This window comes from Xanthomonas sp. WHRI 1810A, from assembly GCF_040202885.1.
GTDB lineage: Bacteria > Pseudomonadota > Gammaproteobacteria > Pseudomonadales > Pseudomonadaceae > Aquipseudomonas.
Genome location: NZ_JBEGED010000001.1, coordinates 46,509 through 62,306 on the forward strand (window position 1 = coordinate 46,509; position 15,798 = coordinate 62,306).

The 15,798-nt window shown below is 61.1% G+C and carries 16 protein-coding genes; 8 read left to right on the forward strand and 8 right to left on the reverse strand.

The features are described 5' to 3' along the window. Positions 1–39: 39 nt before the first annotated feature. The 4 genes from ABQX22_RS00160 to ABQX22_RS00175 all read right to left on the reverse strand — a co-directional run bounded on the left by ABQX22_RS00160 (position 40) and on the right by ABQX22_RS00175 (position 2,474). Entirely contained in the window at positions 40–405 is a 366-nt protein-coding gene (locus ABQX22_RS00160) for a hypothetical protein (RefSeq protein ID WP_349795303.1), read from the reverse strand. After that, on the reverse strand, positions 402–746 hold the full coding sequence (locus ABQX22_RS00165; RefSeq protein ID WP_349795305.1) for a helix-turn-helix domain-containing protein: 345 nt from the start codon (positions 744–746) through the stop codon (positions 402–404). The genes ABQX22_RS00160 and ABQX22_RS00165 overlap by 4 nt, the downstream gene beginning before the upstream one ends. 92 nt (positions 747–838) lie before the next feature. Next, positions 839–1,291, reverse strand: coding sequence for a YkvA family protein (locus ABQX22_RS00170; RefSeq protein ID WP_349795307.1), 453 nt, complete (start codon positions 1,289–1,291; stop codon positions 839–841). 397 nt (positions 1,292–1,688) lie between these two features. Further along, entirely contained in the window at positions 1,689–2,474 is a 786-nt protein-coding gene (locus ABQX22_RS00175; protein WP_349795308.1) for an FKBP-type peptidyl-prolyl cis-trans isomerase, read from the reverse strand. 388 nt (positions 2,475–2,862) lie between these two features. Between ABQX22_RS00175 and ABQX22_RS00180 the strand changes: the two genes are divergently transcribed. The 8 genes from ABQX22_RS00180 to ABQX22_RS00215 all read left to right on the forward strand — a co-directional run bounded on the left by ABQX22_RS00180 (position 2,863) and on the right by ABQX22_RS00215 (position 11,795). Further along, entirely contained in the window at positions 2,863–3,909 is a 1,047-nt protein-coding gene (locus ABQX22_RS00180) for an ABC transporter substrate-binding protein (RefSeq protein WP_349795310.1), read from the forward strand. 338 nt (positions 3,910–4,247) lie between these two features. Next, positions 4,248–5,177: an ABC transporter permease gene (locus ABQX22_RS00185; protein WP_349795312.1), complete on the forward strand. Its 930-nt coding sequence runs from the start codon at positions 4,248–4,250 to the stop codon at positions 5,175–5,177. Then, positions 5,178–5,975 carry an ABC transporter permease gene (locus ABQX22_RS00190; protein WP_349795314.1) on the forward strand — a complete coding sequence of 266 codons (798 nt, stop codon included), beginning with the start codon at positions 5,178–5,180 and terminating at the stop codon, positions 5,973–5,975. A 222-nt stretch (positions 5,976–6,197) separates the two neighbouring features. Next, positions 6,198–7,658 carry an NAD-dependent succinate-semialdehyde dehydrogenase gene (locus ABQX22_RS00195; RefSeq protein WP_349795316.1) on the forward strand — a complete coding sequence of 487 codons (1,461 nt, stop codon included), beginning with the start codon at positions 6,198–6,200 and terminating at the stop codon, positions 7,656–7,658. A gap of 166 nt (positions 7,659–7,824) precedes the next feature. After that, on the forward strand, positions 7,825–8,910 hold the full coding sequence (locus tag ABQX22_RS00200) for an ABC transporter ATP-binding protein (RefSeq protein WP_349795318.1): 1,086 nt from the start codon (positions 7,825–7,827) through the stop codon (positions 8,908–8,910). Between the two features lie 266 nt (positions 8,911–9,176). Next, positions 9,177–10,466: a 4-aminobutyrate--2-oxoglutarate transaminase gene (gene gabT / locus ABQX22_RS00205; protein ID WP_349795320.1), complete on the forward strand. Its 1,290-nt coding sequence runs from the start codon at positions 9,177–9,179 to the stop codon at positions 10,464–10,466. A 111-nt stretch (positions 10,467–10,577) separates the two neighbouring features. Then, on the forward strand, positions 10,578–11,264 hold the full coding sequence (locus ABQX22_RS00210; protein ID WP_349795322.1) for a hypothetical protein: 687 nt from the start codon (positions 10,578–10,580) through the stop codon (positions 11,262–11,264). A 39-nt stretch (positions 11,265–11,303) separates the two neighbouring features. Continuing rightward, positions 11,304–11,795, forward strand: a complete 492-nt coding sequence (locus ABQX22_RS00215; protein WP_020289696.1) for an Lrp/AsnC family transcriptional regulator — start codon at positions 11,304–11,306, stop codon at positions 11,793–11,795. A gap of 111 nt (positions 11,796–11,906) precedes the next feature. On the opposite strand, the gene ABQX22_RS00220 is transcribed toward ABQX22_RS00215, so the two are convergent. From ABQX22_RS00220 to ABQX22_RS00235, 4 genes are all read right to left on the reverse strand, one after another. Continuing rightward, positions 11,907–12,617, reverse strand: a complete 711-nt coding sequence (locus tag ABQX22_RS00220; protein WP_349795324.1) for a cupin domain-containing protein — start codon at positions 12,615–12,617, stop codon at positions 11,907–11,909. 14 nt (positions 12,618–12,631) lie between these two features. Beyond that, on the reverse strand, positions 12,632–13,915 hold the full coding sequence (locus ABQX22_RS00225; protein WP_349795326.1) for an NAD(P)/FAD-dependent oxidoreductase: 1,284 nt from the start codon (positions 13,913–13,915) through the stop codon (positions 12,632–12,634). A 60-nt stretch (positions 13,916–13,975) separates the two neighbouring features. After that, positions 13,976–14,680, reverse strand: a complete 705-nt coding sequence (locus tag ABQX22_RS00230; RefSeq protein WP_349795328.1) for an HAD-IA family hydrolase — start codon at positions 14,678–14,680, stop codon at positions 13,976–13,978. A gap of 142 nt (positions 14,681–14,822) precedes the next feature. Further along, a complete protein-coding gene (locus ABQX22_RS00235) occupies positions 14,823–15,770 on the reverse strand; it encodes a LysR family transcriptional regulator (protein ID WP_349795330.1) in 948 nt (315 codons plus the stop codon). Positions 15,771–15,798: the final 28 nt, after the last annotated feature.

Consider the following 15,798-nt stretch of genomic DNA (forward strand, 5'->3'; position numbering starts at 1 on the left):
GCCATCGCGGGCAAGCGCGCTCCTACAAGGCGTTTGCGATTACTCGTCCTGCGCATACTCGAACTCAAACACCCTGACCACTTCCGACGCATGCCACGACGCAGCGGCAATGCCGTCAGAGGGACCGGAGAAACGCCCCAGCCGTTCGGCGCACTCGAAAAAACCGGTACGCGGCAGGCGACTGGCGCCCTGACTGATGACCAGTGAGCTGCGCATCGGCTGGTCGGATTTGGCGTCCATGGCCGCCAGGTGTTCCAGCGCGGCGGTCAGGGTCAGCATCGCCGGTGTAGGCAGTTGCAGGCGTTCGAGCAACGCGCGATAGGTGACCAGATGACGCTGACGCCGGGCCAGGTCCAGTTCAGCCAGCAACGCTTCCCAGTGTTGTCGGCTGATGCGCACACTCATGACTCACCTCGCCAGCCCGCCAGACCCAATTCCCATGCCAGGCTGCGACGAATCGCGGCGTCCGGCAGGCGCGTGCCGTTTTCGATGAGCTCAAGGTAGGAAGGGCTGATGCCGACGGTGCGCGCCAGTTGAGCCACTTCCAGGCCCTTGGCCTGACGCAACGGCCCCAGTTGGTCCAGCCCTGGTAATTCATCGTCCGCTACTGCAGTGGCGACAGGCTCGACAACCCTGGTGATGGGCGGCCCGGACAGCCCTGCCGCCTGGATCAACGCCTGATACTGGGCCCATGGCAGGACCGCGTATTCTGGCTCTCCATCACGCGATATGACCTGAAGATCCATATAACCCCCTGTAGGACGGCAACGTATTGCACGTAGGCTTTTTCTCTATGGCCGCATCTTAACAGGGGATGCCAAGCTTATATTCATTCTCGTCAGGACTTGGCCTTTTCCTGCTCCAGCACCTTGGGATTGGCCGGCAGACGCTCCACCACCGCCAGTTTTTCCGGGCTTTGCTTAGCACGCCACGCGCGGAACGCATCTAGCTCGGTGTTCAGGCTCTTCATGACCCACGCCAGCACCGCGATGTCGTCCAGCATGCCCAGGCCGGGAATCCAGTCCGGGATCGCGTCCAGCGGGCTGATGAAATACATCAACCCCGCCACCACCGACAGGATCGCCTTGGGGCTGATCGCGCGGTACTCGCCTCGCCAGTAGGCCAGACACAACGCTTGCAGCAACTTGAGGTCGTCCTTGATTTTGCCGAGCCGGTTGCCCTCGCCCGCGCCTTTGCGCGCCACGGCAAACAGCAGCGCCGGCAGCCGGCCTGCTGCCATGAGTCGCCGGGCCATCGGCAGGTAACGCAGTAAATGCCAAGGTGCTTTCATGCTCACTCCAGGTTGCCTTCAACCAAACCGATGATAAAAGTTGCGCCACTTTACACCCGCAACGGCTTCGAAAATGTTATCCACACAAGTTGTGGATAACCTTGTGAACAGAGCCGTGTTTCAACGCTGAAACCCCCGTCCTACCGGGCTTGGGCTTAAATCGCGCGTTTTTTACTCACATAAAATAAACGCAGAAATGCATTGACTTGGACCCCTGCCGAGACTAGCCGGAGGCTGAATCGATGCACTGCCGAAATCGTCGGACAATCCAAACGAATGATGAATGCCCCAACGCTATTGGGACTGTGTCCATCGGCCTGCGTTCGCTCTGTTTGGCGCGCACACAAAAATGCCCCGAAAACGGGGCATTTTGTTCAAGCGACAATCGACGAATCGATTACTTCTTGGCGGCCGGTTCGGCCGGTGCAGTCTCTTGCTCTTCGTCGTCAGTGGCTGCCGCACCTGCGGCGGCATCGTTGGCGACGGCTGCAGGGTCTTTGATGCCCAGCAGTTCCAGATCGAATACCAGCACCGAGTTGGCCGGGATCATCGGGCTCGGGCTCTGAGCGCCGTAAGCCAGATCGCTAGGAATGTACAGCTTGACCTTCTCGCCGACGTGCATCAGTTGCAGGCCTTCAACCCAACCCGGGATGACACCGCTGACTGGCAAATCGATCGGGCTGCCGCGCTCTACCGAGCTGTCGAACACTTTGCCGTCAGTCAGCTTGCCTTCGTAGTGAACAGTCACGACGTCGGTTGGCTTGGGCTGAGGGCCGTCGCCCTTCTTGATGATTTCGTATTGCAGGCCGGAAGCTGTGGTGGTGACTTCCTTGCGCTTGGCGTTGTCTTCGAGGAACTTCTTGCCGGCGGTGGCCGACTCTTCGCTCATCTTGGCCATGCGCTCTTCAGCACGTTTTTGCAGATCGCCGAACGCTGCTACCAGCTCGTCGTCTTTGAGTTTCTGTTCTTTCTTGCCGACGGCGTCTTCGATACCCAGCGCTACCGCTTTGGAATCCAGATCGTCCATACCTTCCTGAGCCAGGCTCTTGCCCATGTTCAGACCGATACCGTAGGAAGCTTTTTGCGCCGGAGTCTTCAACTCGACGGTGCTGGCTTGCTTGTCGCAACCTGCGAGTACCAGACCGACCAGGGCTATCGCCGCTGCCAACCGATGCTGTTTCATGCTAATTCCTTGTTCATGCGCCAATAGGGCAAACGAGTAAAGCCGCGAGCTTATCAGGCTGCCGCGATCAATGGCTACCGGCATGAGAGGGAGAAAAGGTAGATAAGTTCAGGTATCCAAAGGTTTTCTGGTTTGATCGAGAAATTCGTTCAGTTGGGGTTCAGGCGCAAAGGAAAATCCACGCCGCGCTCAGCTGAGTGATAGCCCTCTGGCGCAGGACATGCCGCGCAGATTGTCGTTTGCGCAATAAAACGCTTTCGCCGGGACGATTTGTGTCCGCTTCGTCCGGGCCGTTGCACGTACATTGATCATTCAAAGCCAGCGTCAAGACGGCGACCGAAACCTAGGCTCCATTATTCAAAGCTGCCAACCCACGGGAGTCCCTTTTATGAATGTCATCCGCACCTTCCAATTAACGAGCCTGGCCCTGTTGGCCGGCGGTGCCGGTGCTGCCTTCGCTGAAGACATTACCTTCGTCTCCCAGGGCGGGGCGTATCAGGAGGCCCAGAGCAAGGCAATCCTGGAACCCGCTGCAAAGAAGCTCGGGCTGACGCTCAAGCAGGACAGCTCGCCCAAGGCGTACCCGATCATCAAAACACAGGTTGAAAGCGGCAAAGTGACCTGGGACGTGGTCGACCTGCCGACCGGCGACTGCATTCGCGGCGAAGGAGAAGGCCTGTTCGAAAAACTCGACCTGTCGCTGATCCCCAACGCCGCGCAAATGCCCGCCGATCTCAAGGACGATTACAGCGTCGGCTATATCAGTTATTCCACGGTGCTGGCTTACCGTACCGATGCCTTCAAGAACAAGGCGGCGCCGAAGACTTGGGCGGATTTCTGGGACACACGCAATTTTCCGGGCCAGCGTTCGCTGCGCAATCTGCCGCGTCCAACCCTGGAAATTGCCTTGATGGCGGACGGCGTGCCCGCTGACAAGTTGTACCCGCTGGACGTGGACCGGGCTTTCAGGAAACTGGAAGAAATCAAACCCCACATCGCCACCTGGTGGACCTCGGGCGGGCAATCGGCGCAGCTGATCAGCGATGGCGAAGTGGACATGATCCAGGCCTGGAACGGACGCATCACGGCGGTACAGGCAGACGGCGCCCCCGTGGCGTTCGACTACAACCAGGGCGTGCTGGAAACCAATTCGTTGTGCGTGCTCAAGGGCTCCACGCACAAGGCTGCAGCGATGAAATTCGTCAACGAGGCCATCGACGCGAAACTGCAGGCCGCCCTGCCCCTGGCCATCGATTATGGCCCGCTCAATCCTGAAGCGTTCAAGACCGGCATCATCCCCCAGGAGCGCGTCTCCAAACTGCCCTCGGCGCCGGAAAATATCTCCCGTCAGGCGCTGCTTTCGGCCAAATGGTGGGCGTCTCAGGACGGCGTGAAGGCCGAAGAGCGCTGGCTGTCGTTCGTGCAGAAAAAGTAACCAGCGGTCCAGGCCCGGCGAGCCCCGTCAGGCCCGCCCCAGCGACCTCAACGCAGGACATGCCGTCAGCCGGGTCGATTACGCAATAAACCACTCCCCGGCGGGGCATTTATGACCGCTTCATTTTCGACAACTCGCTACATTGGGACGCATAGGCCGCCACAGAGCCGCTTGCCCTGCTCGCTTGCAGAATCTGCCCCTTCCTCGGGAGTCCTTACATGACAACACGCACACCACGCGCTTTTCATTCCGCGAGCCTGGCGATGCTTTTTGGCAAGACCGGCGGCGTCAGCAGCGGCTGGCCAACGTCCAGCCAACAGCAGTGACGGAGGCTCGACATGTCCAACGCATACCCCGCCAAAGCCCTGCCTGAATCCGGCAACGACCCGCTTCAGCCGCCGCTCACCAACAGCCAGGCGCTGGCCCGGGAAGAGCGCAGGGAAAACACCTCGATGCTGTTGCTGCTGACCCCGGCGCTGATCATGGTGGTGGTGCTGCTGATCCTGCCGATGTGCTGGCTGGCGTTTCAGTCGGTGCAAACCGAGGAAGGGTTTTCCCTGGCCAACTACGCACGCATCTTCCAGGAACGCATTTACCTGGACACGTTTGTCCTGACCTTCAAGATCAGCCTCATTGTCACGGTGCTGTCGATCTTCATGGGGTTTCCGATCGCCTATGCCGCCTCGCGCCTGCATGGCTTCTGGGCCAATCTGATTCTGATCTGCGTGATCATTCCTTTCTGGACCAGCGTGCTGGTGCGCTCCTACGCCTGGCTGGTCTTGCTGCAGCGCCGAGGACTGGTCAACCAGACACTCATCGATCTGGGGATCATCGACCAGCCGCTGAACCTGATGCACAACACCACCGGCACCGTGATCGGCACCTTGCACGTGATGCTGCCGTTCATGGTGCTGCCGCTTTATTCGGTGATGAAAAAGATCCCCCAGGACTTGATGCAGGCTTCAGAAAGCCTCGGCGCCAAGCCGTTCTATACCTTCCGCAGAGTGTTCCTGCCGATGGCCGCGCCCGGCATCATGGCCGGTTCCATCCTGGTGTTCGTGATCTGCCTGGGCTTTTTCATCACCCCGGAATTACTGGGAGGCGGCCGCACGATCCTGGTGTCGATGCTGGTGCAACGCAACGTCGAGTTGTATCACGCCTGGGGGGCTGCGAGCGCCGTGGGCCTGGTGTTGCTGCTGGTGGTGTTCCTGATTTTCTGGGGCATCAACAAGTTCATCCCTATCGAACGCATTCTGGGAGCACGCTGAATGAAACTGCTTGCCAACCTGCGCCATGTCCGCTTCACACACATGCTGTTCACCCTGGTGGTGGCGGCGATTCTGCTGTACCTGATCCTGCCGGTGCTGATCGTGGTGCCAATGTCATTCTCCGAAGCGCGCTTCCTGCAGTTTCCGCCCAAGGCATTTTCCCTGCGCTGGTATGAAGCATTGTTCAACAGCGCCGAATGGATGTCTGCGGCCCGGGTCAGTCTGATCACGGCATTTGTCACCACCCTCGTCAGCCTGCCCATCGGCATGGCTGCCGCTTATGCGATCAATAGTTCCAGCCTGAAAGTGGTGCGCACGCTGCAGATCATTTTGCTGCTGCCGATGATGGTGCCGATCATCCTGATCGCGGCCGGGGTGTTCTTCGTGTACGCCCGGGTCGGGCTGATCAGCACAATGACGGGGCTGATTCTGGCGCACATCATGCTGGCCCTGCCCTACGTGATCATTGCCTTGCTGGCGGGCTTGCGAAACTTCGACATGTCTCAGGAGATGGTCGCCCGCAGTCTGGGCATGAATCGCTTCCGCGCCTTCATGGCCGTGACCCTGCCGCAGATCAAGCCCAGCCTGGTGTCGGCGACACTGTTCGCCTTCATCACCTCGCTGGATGAAACGGTGGTGGCGCTGTTCATCTCCGGTGGCGACAACCAGACCCTGACCAAGCGCATGTTCACGGCATTGCGCGACGAAATCGACCCGACGATCGCTGCGATCAGTTCGATCCTGATTCTGGCGTCGCTGCTGCTGGTGGTGATTGCAGGGCGTAACAAGCCGCGTTGAGTCCGCTGCCTACATGGCAGCGACCGGGGCCTGACGCCATTGATTCATAGCGCGCGCTCCTGCATGCACCTGCGCACCGGCCCAGCACAGCCTGCCGCCATTTGCCGCAATTCAGCATCTATCAAGCGTCCGACAGGTCATCTCGGCATCGGTGGCTGAGCGCAGGTTTTTACAATGGATCCATCGTCTGGACCTCCCTCGAACTTTCAAGGCACCCTGATCATGTTGAAATCCACACTGCGTGACCCTTCTCTTTTCGTCGAGCGTGCCTACGTCAACGGCGCCTGGATCGAAGCCGACGACGGCGCGACCCTTGAGGTGACCAACCCGGCAGATGGCAGCGTGATTGCCCGAGTGCCAGCGCTGCAGGCCGCCGAAACGCGCCGCGCCATCACGGCGGCCGAGGCGTGTTTCGCCACCTGGCGAGAGGTCCCGGCGGCAGAGCGTGCGCGTCTGCTGGAAGCCTGGTTTGGCCTGATCATGGAAAACCAGGAAGACCTGGCGTTGATCATGACCGCCGAGCAGGGCAAGCCGCTGAGCGAATCACGGGGCGAGATTGCCTACGGCGCCAGCTTCGTCAAATGGTTCGCCGAAGAAGCCCGTCGCGTTTATGGCGACACCATCCCCTCCCCGGCTGCCGACCGACGCATTCTGGTGCTCAAGCAGCCGATTGGCGTGGTGGCGGCGATCACGCCGTGGAACTTCCCCAACGCGATGATCACCCGCAAATGCGCGCCGGCCCTGGCGGCGGGTTGCCCGGTGTTGGTCAAGCCTTCGGAAATGACCCCGCTGTCAGCCCTGGCCCTGGCCGTGCTGGCCGAGCGCGCCGGGATTCCAGCCGGCGTGTTCAATGTCCTCACCGGCCTGCCGGCGGGGGTCGGTGGCGAAATGACCAGCAACCCGGCCGTGCGCAAGTTGTCCTTCACGGGCTCGACCAAGGTCGGACAGTTGCTGATGAGCCAGTGCGCCTCGACCATCAAACGCCTGAGCCTTGAGCTGGGTGGCAATGCCCCGTTCATCGTGTTCGACGACGCCGACCTGGACCTGGCCATTGCCGGGGTCATGCAGAGCAAGTTCCGCAACGCCGGGCAGACCTGCGTCTGCGCCAACCGGATTCTGGTGCAGGACGGGATTTACGAGCGTTTCGTCGAGCGCCTGAGCGCGGCAGTGGCGCAACTTAAAGTCGGCGACGGCCTGCTGGAGGGCGTGACCATTGGCCCGTTGATCAACGCCGCAGCGGTGGAGAAAGTCGCGCGACACATCGGCGACGCGCTGGAAAAAGGGGCCAGTGTGGTCATCGGCGGCGCGCCCGAGGGCAACGGTCTGTATGTGCAGCCCACCGTACTGCGCGATGCCGGCGCCGACATGCTGCTGGCCAGCGAGGAAACCTTCGGCCCGGTCGCCCCGCTGTTCCGCTTCAAGGATGAAGCCCAGGCGCTGGCCCTGGCCAATGCCACACCCTATGGCCTGGGCGCCTATTACTTCACCCAGGACATGCGCCGCGCCTGGCGTGTCGGCGAGCGCCTGGAGTTCGGCATGGTCGGCCTGAACACCGGCATCATCTCCATGGAAGTCGCGCCGTTCGGCGGCATGAAGCAATCGGGCACCGGCCGCGAGGGCTCCAAGTACGGCCTGGACGAGTTCCTGGAAATCAAGGCCTGGCACATCGGCGGCCTGAGCTGACACACGACGCGGTGCGAGCATCGCGCAGAGTCTGTGGCACCGACACCGCCGGGCAGCACATCATGTTTTCCTGGCGGCCAAAAACGGCACGAACACAGCCATTGCCTGTGTTCAGATGGATGCAGACACTTCGGGCAATCCCCCGTTCTGCAAAGGAGGACGCTTCATGAATTTCACTGAAGGTTTTGAATCAGTCAGCGTCAATCAGGTGTGCAAGCAGTACGGCAGCCTCAAGGCGTTGAATAATGTGAACCTCAAGGTCGAAGCGGGGGAATTCATGTCGCTGCTGGGGCCTTCAGGCTCCGGCAAGACCACGCTGCTGAGCATTCTGGGCGGGTTTATCCGGGTCAGTTCCGGAAGCATTCATTTTGGCGAGCGTGACGTCACGCTGATGCCGCCGCACAAGCGTGAAATCGGCGTGGTGTTTCAGAACTATGCGCTGTTCCCGCACATGACAGTCGGCGAAAACGTGGCGTTCCCGCTGCGCGCTCGCGGCGAGAATGCAGCCAAGAGCCGCGACCGGGTCAAACAGGCGCTGGCCACGGTGGAACTGACGGGCTACGAGAATCGCTCAATCGCTGCGCTGTCGGGTGGCCAACGCCAGCGGGTAGCGCTGGCACGGGCGATTGTCTTCGAACCCAAGCTGATTCTGATGGACGAACCGTTATCGGCGCTGGACAAGCAACTGCGTGAAACCATGCAGATCGAACTGCGCGCCCTGCACAAGCGCCTGGGCGCTACGATGATCTACGTGACCCACGATCAGCGCGAAGCCCTGACCATGAGTGACCGGATCGCAATCATGCGCGGCGGGCAGCTGGTGCAAGTGGACACGCCGCGTCGCCTGCACGATCACCCCTCCGACGATTTCGTCGCCAGCTTTATAGGCGAAAGCACGCTGGTGCCGCTGCAGCGCAGCGACACTGGCCTGACGCTCGGCAGCACCGCCCTGCGCACCACCCGCCCCGTGCCGCCGTCCGGGGATGTATTTTTGGCGCTGCAGTCGGAAAAACTTCTGATCGACAACGAGACGTCCGGGCCTGAATGGAATCGCCTGCGCGGCCGGGTATCGGACATCGTCTTCCAGGGTGAAAGCCTGAAAGTGTTCGTTGATCTGGAGGGCGGCCCCACCGTGAGCCTGCGTCAGCCCAGCCATCACGAAGGCAACCTCAGCCTACCGCCGATCGGCTCGCCGATGCTGATGCGCCTGCACCCGGAAGACACCATCGTCGTACCGCGCGCCGGGGCTTGATCGCAACGGTTCACACCGTCACATCCGGTGCGAGGGCGCTTGCTCGCGATGAAGGCGGAGCAGGTTCCGGATCGCCCCGGCCCATCGCGAACAGCGCCCGCCCACAGACCCTCCACGTACAGCCAGCCCGCCGCAGTCGATTATGTCGTCACCCCCCTGCAAAACAGTCGATCACAGCGCTGCCCCCGGCAACTTCAGCGCTTGTGGTTCCAGCCAGTCCTTATCCTGATCACATCACCCGCCAGCCCGGCATTACGGAGATCGAGATGAATTCTGCATTGACTGAAAACCAGCGCCTGCTCGCCCTGCGCGACCAACACGTACCGCGCGGCATCGCCACGGCCCATCCGGTGGTGGCCGCACGTGCCGAGGGCGCGCAATTGTGGGATGTGGACGGCAAGCGTTACCTGGATTTCGTCGGTGGCATCGGCGTGCTCAACGTCGGCCACAGTCACCCGCGTGTGGTTGAGGCGGTACGTCGGCAGGTCGGGGAAATTTCCCACGCCAGCTTCCAGGTGGTGGCTTACGAGAACTACATCGAAGTCGCGGCGCGCCTCAACAGGATGATCGGCGGCGATGAACACTACAAAAGCGTGCTGTTCACTTCCGGCGCGGAGGCTGTGGAAAACGCGATCAAGATTGCCCGCGGCCACACCAACCGTACGGGGGTGATTTCCTTTCGTGGAGGATTTCACGGACGCACCCTGCTGGGCGTGACCCTCACTGGCATGAGCCAGCCGTACAAGCAGAATTTCGGTCCGTTCCCGGCCGAGATCTACCACGCGACCTACCCTAATGCGTATCGCGGGATCAGCAGCGACGATGCGCTGGCCGACCTCGACGAATTGTTCGCCACCGACGTAGCCCCTGATCGGGTGGCCGCGATCATCATCGAGCCGGTGCAGGGTGACGGCGGCTTCCTGCCGGCGCCGAAGGCTTTTCTGCAGGCACTGCGCGAACGCTGCACCCAACACGGGATTGTGCTGATACTCGATGAAATCCAGGCGGGTTTCGGCCGCACCGGCACCCTGTTTGGCTTCCAGCATGCGGACATCAAACCGGATCTGGTGACCGTCGCCAAGAGCCTGGCGGGCGGCATGCCATTGTCGGCCGTGGTAGGGCGCGCCGAGATCATGGACGCGCCGACACCGGGCGGTCTGGGCGGCACCTATGGCGGCAATGCGGTGGCGTGTGCTGCAGCGCTGGCGGTGATGGACGTGTTTGAAGAGCAGGATCTGCTGAGCCAAAGCGAGAAACTGGCGGCGCAGTTGCGTGAGGGCTTGCTGGCCTTGCAGACACGCTTCCCGCGCATCGGTGACGTGCGCGGCCTGGGCTTCATGCTGGCCATTGAGATGATCGCCGACGACGGCAAAAAAAGCCCGGATGCCGCGTTGGCGCAGAAGGTGATCGATGAGGCACGCAACGCCGGGCTGCTGGTGATCAAGTGCGGCGTGCACCGCAACGTCGTGCGGTTTTTGGCACCCCTGGTCACGACACCCGAGCAAGTGGCCGAGGCCTTGCAGATGCTTGAAAAAGCACTGACCGCCGCCTGCTGACGTCGCGCCCGGCCTGCCACCGCCGGGCGGCGTTGCCGAGCCCGACCTGCAGGCAGCGCCGGGCTTCGGGCCAATCATGACGGAACCCAAACGCATCGCTCAGGAGCAATCATGAAAGTCACCCAGTACAAGGCGTTGGGGTTTTCCTTCGGCACCCTGGTTGATCGGGAACGGGGCATTCTCGAAGGCCTGCGACCGTTGGCAGTGCAGCGAGAATCGGTCATCAGTGACGAGCATTTACTCATTGCCTACCGACAGATGGCCATGGAGCTTGCAGGTGCTGGATCACAGGTCAGTCCTGCAGCATTTCACGGCGAGTTGTATCAGCGTCTGGCTTATCAATTGCATATCACCCCTGGCTGGGATGACAGTGTGGCGTTCAGTAGCTCATCGTCCCAATGGCCCATATTTGAAGACGCGCCAGGTGCCTTGCAGTACCTGAGCAAGTTCTACCGTTTGATACTGATTGCCCCGCCCCATGGCACCGACGCGCGTTCGTTGACCAACCGTCTGCCAGTGGCATTCGACGCGATTATCGAACCCAGCAGCCATGATTGGCACACGAGCCTAGAGATCGCGCTCAAGGGCCTGGGACTGGAGCGATCAGAACTGTTACCGGTACGCAGTACCGAAACCGATGATCCGTGGAACCTGCGGGTGGACTTCCCGGTGTGTACGTTGCGCCGAGGTCACAGCCAGCCCTGGAATCACTCACCGCAGGCCATGGACGGCAAGCGCTGTGAATATGCCAGCCTGGCTGACCTCGCCCACGCTCATCAAAAGGCGCTGCACGCCTGACCGTGCCGGTTCTGGATTAGACATTGCGAGGATTGAACGATGGACGCTGCAACGAAGCTGGATCGTATCGATATCAACATTCTCGTCCAACTGCAGAAAGACGGGCGCATGACCAATGTCAGCCTCGCCGAGGCCGTCGGCCTGTCGCCAAGCCCTTGCCTGCAACGGGTCAAGCGCCTGGAGTCGGCGGGCTACATCAGTGGCTACGAAGCCCACGTCAACCTGGCCAAGTTCGCCAATTCGGTGACCGTATTCACCGAGGTCACGCTGTCTGACCACAAGCGGTCGGATTTCGTGAAATTCGAATCGAGCATCCGCAACATCGATGAAGTGCTCGAATGCCATTTGATCAGTGGTGGTTACGATTACCTGGTGCGCTTTCTGTGCAGCAGCATCCAGCACTATCAGGAGCTGATGGAGTCGATCCTGGACAAGAACATCGGCATCGAGAAGTACTTCAGCTACATCGTCATCAAATCACCGGTCATCAAAAGCACCGTGCCATTGCGCAGTCTGGTTCGAGCCGTGTGAACGACACCTGAAAATGGGCCTCGCTGTAGGCCCTTTTTTTGATTCCGCCCCCATGCCGTGGGAGCGCACGAGCAGCGCGGGGCCGCAATCGGCTGCGCTGCAGGCGTGACACTAGCTCAGGATGCAAAACACTTTGCGCACGGTTTCATCACTGACCCAGGCATTGGTCGCACCCGATGGCACTATCACCACTTCGCCCGCCTGCACCCGACAGGCCTCGCCGCGCTCGGCAGTCAGCGTGACTGCGCCTTCCAGAATAAACATCAGCTCGCTATACCCAGGCTCGACCTGTTTGCGCGCATAACCCTCACACGCCCACAGTCCGATCCGCAGATTGGCAGTGGCGAACAGCGTCTGGCTCCAGGCGCGTGGCGTTGTGGTCAGCAGCACCTCGGCCGCCGGCGGATTGCTCGGCGGCAACGTCAGCGACAGATCGATCTTCAGCGGTTGCAACGGCATCTGCCCGTCTTCTGCCAGCCCGGGAAAGGCCATGAACACCCTGCGCAATTGCCCGCGATGGTGCCAGCGGACATTCACACCGCGTGGCACCACGAAACAATCCCCCGCCTTGAGTTCCAGATGAAAGCCCTCTCCCTGCAACGTCAGCTCGCCCGCTTCGACGACGCCCAATTCGACCCAGGGAAAGTCCTCGATCAAGAGGTTTGCATCAGCACTGACACTGCTGCCCACGGCATAGCCTTTGGCGGCGTCATGAAAGTGCACGACCCTGCCGGCAGCCAGGGGATCACCTTGCAAGGCGAAGGCGTCGCCGGGCATCTGTCGGTCAGTGTGGGGGTGTACGTAATGCAGGATCGCAGGCATGGGTTGACGCTCGCTTATCGGCCAATGACATCCAGAAACTGCTGCCATCCCGCCGCCAGACGAACGCCCGGCGCGCGGAACGCATGCAGTGGAATGGGTTTGAATTTTTCGCCGGACATCAGTGCCAGCTCGACTTTCTGGCCAGCGGTCATCGCCGACAGCTGCCGGCCCATCCAGGTCGACATCGCCACACCGCCTCCGTTGTACCCGATGGCGTAGAAGCTGCGCTCATCAAGCTGTCCGGCATGGGGCAGGTAATCGAGGGTCATGGCCACCAGGCCCGACCAGCGAAACTCGACGGTGTAATCACGCAGCACCGGGAACACCTCGCCCATGCTGCGTTGCAGGGTGCGGAAGGCGCTCTCGGAATCGTTCGTGCCAAAGGCGCCGCGCCCCCCGAAGATCAAGCGATCCCCCACCACCCGGAACCAGCGCAACATGCGTTTGGTATCGCCACACACTTGCCCCCCCGGCATCAGCCCCGCCAGTACGTGGGCCGGCAGGGATTGAGTGGCAATGATGGCGCTGCGAAACGGAATCAGCCGGCGGTGCAAGGTGTCGGTGGCTCGCGTCTGATCCGAATAGCCATTGGTGGCGTAGATCACCTGCCGCGCACTGACCCGTCCCTGGGGCGTTTGCACGATGACCCGCTGGCCGTCGTGGCGAACCTGTTCGGCCGGGCTGTTGATGTACATCTTCACGCCACGGTCATGCAGGCTCCGGGCAATGCCGCGGGCGTAATTCAACGGGTGAATACCGCCGGCCCGGGGCGTCAGCAGCCCGCCGTGAAAGAGAGTCGAACCGGTCATTTCGCGCACCTGTTCAGCACTGATCATCACTGAAGAGGCGCCACCGGTTTCGCGCTTGATCCAGTTCGCCGTCGAGACCAGCCCGCTCAGCGCATGCGGGTTGTGCGCCGCCGCAATATGTCCACCCATATGCAGGCGCGCTTCGCTCAGACCCAGGGTATCGACCATCTCCACCAGGCTGTCGACCGCCGCGTATCCGGTGCGGTACATCTGCAAGGCGGTGTCGCGTCCGAAGCGCGCCATCAGGGTGGCAAACCCCACGCGGAACTTGGGCGACACCACACCGCCGTTACGGCCGCTGGCGCCCCAGGCGAGCGTGTTGGCCTCGACAATCAGCGGCTCACGACCGCTCAGCGCAATGTGATGTGCCGCCGTCAGCCCCGTGTAACCGGCGCCAATGATCACCACATCACACTGCCGCTCTCCTTGAAGAGGTTGCAGCGCCGGTGAAGGTTGGGCGGTCGCCGCCCACAAGCTCTGAACAGTCATGGACAGCTTCCGGCTAAAAAGAAGAACGGCGCTCGCGGCAAGTACCGGGCGCCAAGGTCATCAACCCAGCTCTTTTTCGACTGCGTCGGCCAGCTGCGCCAGCGAAGTGAAGTGATAATGCGGCTCGGTGCGCTCGGATTCCAACGTGCCGCCGGTGCCCTTTTGCGCGTGACGACGTTCGATCCAGCAGGTCTGGTAGCCAAGGCGCATGGCCACGCCGATGTCGTGATACTGGCTCTGGGCAACGTGAAGGATGTCCTCGAAGAGGATGCCTTGCGTCGCCAATACGCCACGGGCGTAGGCAAAAAACTGTGGATCAGGCTTCTCGAAGCGCACATCGTCCACCGTGACACGCACGTCGAACGGCTCGTCCAGGGTCTTGGCCATGTGGTTCAACGCCCAGATCTGCGAGTTGGTGGTGGCCACCAGCTTGAAGTGCTTGTGCAGGCGCTTGAGCGCCTCGATGGAATCAGGAAATGCCGGGAAGTTCTTCACTGCCTGCGCCAGGCCCTTGGCGTTTTCGTCGCTGTCAGGCAGACCCAGTTTGGCGGCGATGACGTGATAGCAACGCTCCAGATCGTCCGGCCACCAGCCCGAATCGGTCTGCGCCCGTGCCTCACGGTAGGCTTTGAGGATGTCGTCATCGCTGCAGGCTTTACCCGCGTCACCCGCCACTTCACGCACATGGGCGAGAATGCCCGCTTCGAAATCGATCAGGGTCCCGACGACGTCGAACGTCAGGGCTTTGAACTGCTTGAATGACATAGGGCGCTCCGCAAGATAGTCATGAGGGTGAAGCAATCTGGGTCTGACCCCATTATCTTCCCGTGTCCTCGTGCAATATTCTGTTTTAGCAGCGCGTCGGGGCATAACCTACTGTTTTTTTACTCGTCACGACACACCGTGCTCAACGGGCCGATTCAATGCGGGCCGCCAGGCCCAAATGCGGGTACAGCGCATCGACTTCAGCGATGTCCGCCAGCATCTCCTCGATGATCCAGTCGCGTACGTTTTCCACCACCGGACGCATCGGACGACTGCCCGGCGACACCAGGCAGCAGCGGCGCAATGTCATTTTCACGCGCTCGGTCGCGGGCACCAGTTCGCCTTTTTTCAAGCAGTTGGAGACCACGTTCAACCAGCCCAGCGCCATGCCCTGACCGAGCAACGCGGCCTGCACGACCACGGCATAATCGGTGAACACCAAGGTGTTTTCCGCCCGCCCTGACCCGAGTACGTCATCTGCCCAACCGCGATCCTGGTTGTCCATGCTGATCAGCGTCGGCGGGTGCTTTCTGGCTGGATCGCGAAGGGTCTGCTCCAGGTAGCGTGGGGTGCACACGGGCAGGGTTATTTCGGGAAGAACCAGTGTATCCGTGGGCTTAAGGCTGGCTGACTCGACATAACGCATGCCCAGATCGACGTCAACCAAGGGCCCGCCGATCCGCCCGGACATCAGTTGGTAACGCATATCGACGGTGGGAAAACGTTCACTGAAACGGCTCATGCGCGGCATCAGCCAATGGGTGGTGAAGGCCGTTGAAACCGACAGCGTCACCGTTTCAATACCTGTCGCCCGGGACTCGATTTCACTGATTGCAGACTCGATGGTGCTGAAACCCTCCTGCACCCGGCGGTACAGAATGCTGCCGCTTTCGGTCAGCCGGGCACCACCGCGTACCCGCTCGAAGAGCTGCACGCCAAGGTGCTCTTCAAGACGCGAGAGCATGCGGCTGACGGCCGGTTGACTGACGCACAGTTCATCCGCTGCCCGGGTGAAGCTGCCACAACGCGCAGCGGCTTCGAAGACGAACAGGGAACTGGAGCTGGGGAGTTTTCTGCGCAGATTGGACATGACTTGAGCTTATGCCTGACACAACTAT

Coding starts and splice junctions, on each gene's coding strand:
- ABQX22_RS00160 (WP_349795303.1), bottom strand. CDS start 405: ATGAGTGTGCGCATCAGCCGACAACACTGGGAAGCGTTGCTGGCTGAA.
- ABQX22_RS00165 (WP_349795305.1), bottom strand. CDS start 746: ATGGATCTTCAGGTCATATCGCGTGATGGAGAGCCAGAATACGCGGTC.
- ABQX22_RS00170 (WP_349795307.1), bottom strand. CDS start 1,291: ATGAAAGCACCTTGGCATTTACTGCGTTACCTGCCGATGGCCCGGCGA.
- ABQX22_RS00175 (WP_349795308.1), bottom strand. CDS start 2,474: ATGAAACAGCATCGGTTGGCAGCGGCGATAGCCCTGGTCGGTCTGGTA.
- ABQX22_RS00180 (WP_349795310.1), top strand. CDS start 2,863: ATGAATGTCATCCGCACCTTCCAATTAACGAGCCTGGCCCTGTTGGCC.
- ABQX22_RS00185 (WP_349795312.1), top strand. CDS start 4,248: ATGTCCAACGCATACCCCGCCAAAGCCCTGCCTGAATCCGGCAACGAC.
- ABQX22_RS00190 (WP_349795314.1), top strand. CDS start 5,178: ATGAAACTGCTTGCCAACCTGCGCCATGTCCGCTTCACACACATGCTG.
- ABQX22_RS00195 (WP_349795316.1), top strand. CDS start 6,198: ATGTTGAAATCCACACTGCGTGACCCTTCTCTTTTCGTCGAGCGTGCC.
- ABQX22_RS00200 (WP_349795318.1), top strand. CDS start 7,825: ATGAATTTCACTGAAGGTTTTGAATCAGTCAGCGTCAATCAGGTGTGC.
- gabT (WP_349795320.1), top strand. CDS start 9,177: ATGAATTCTGCATTGACTGAAAACCAGCGCCTGCTCGCCCTGCGCGAC.
- ABQX22_RS00210 (WP_349795322.1), top strand. CDS start 10,578: ATGAAAGTCACCCAGTACAAGGCGTTGGGGTTTTCCTTCGGCACCCTG.
- ABQX22_RS00215 (WP_020289696.1), top strand. CDS start 11,304: ATGGACGCTGCAACGAAGCTGGATCGTATCGATATCAACATTCTCGTC.
- ABQX22_RS00220 (WP_349795324.1), bottom strand. CDS start 12,617: ATGCCTGCGATCCTGCATTACGTACACCCCCACACTGACCGACAGATG.
- ABQX22_RS00225 (WP_349795326.1), bottom strand. CDS start 13,915: ATGACTGTTCAGAGCTTGTGGGCGGCGACCGCCCAACCTTCACCGGCG.
- ABQX22_RS00230 (WP_349795328.1), bottom strand. CDS start 14,680: ATGTCATTCAAGCAGTTCAAAGCCCTGACGTTCGACGTCGTCGGGACC.
- ABQX22_RS00235 (WP_349795330.1), bottom strand. CDS start 15,770: ATGTCCAATCTGCGCAGAAAACTCCCCAGCTCCAGTTCCCTGTTCGTC.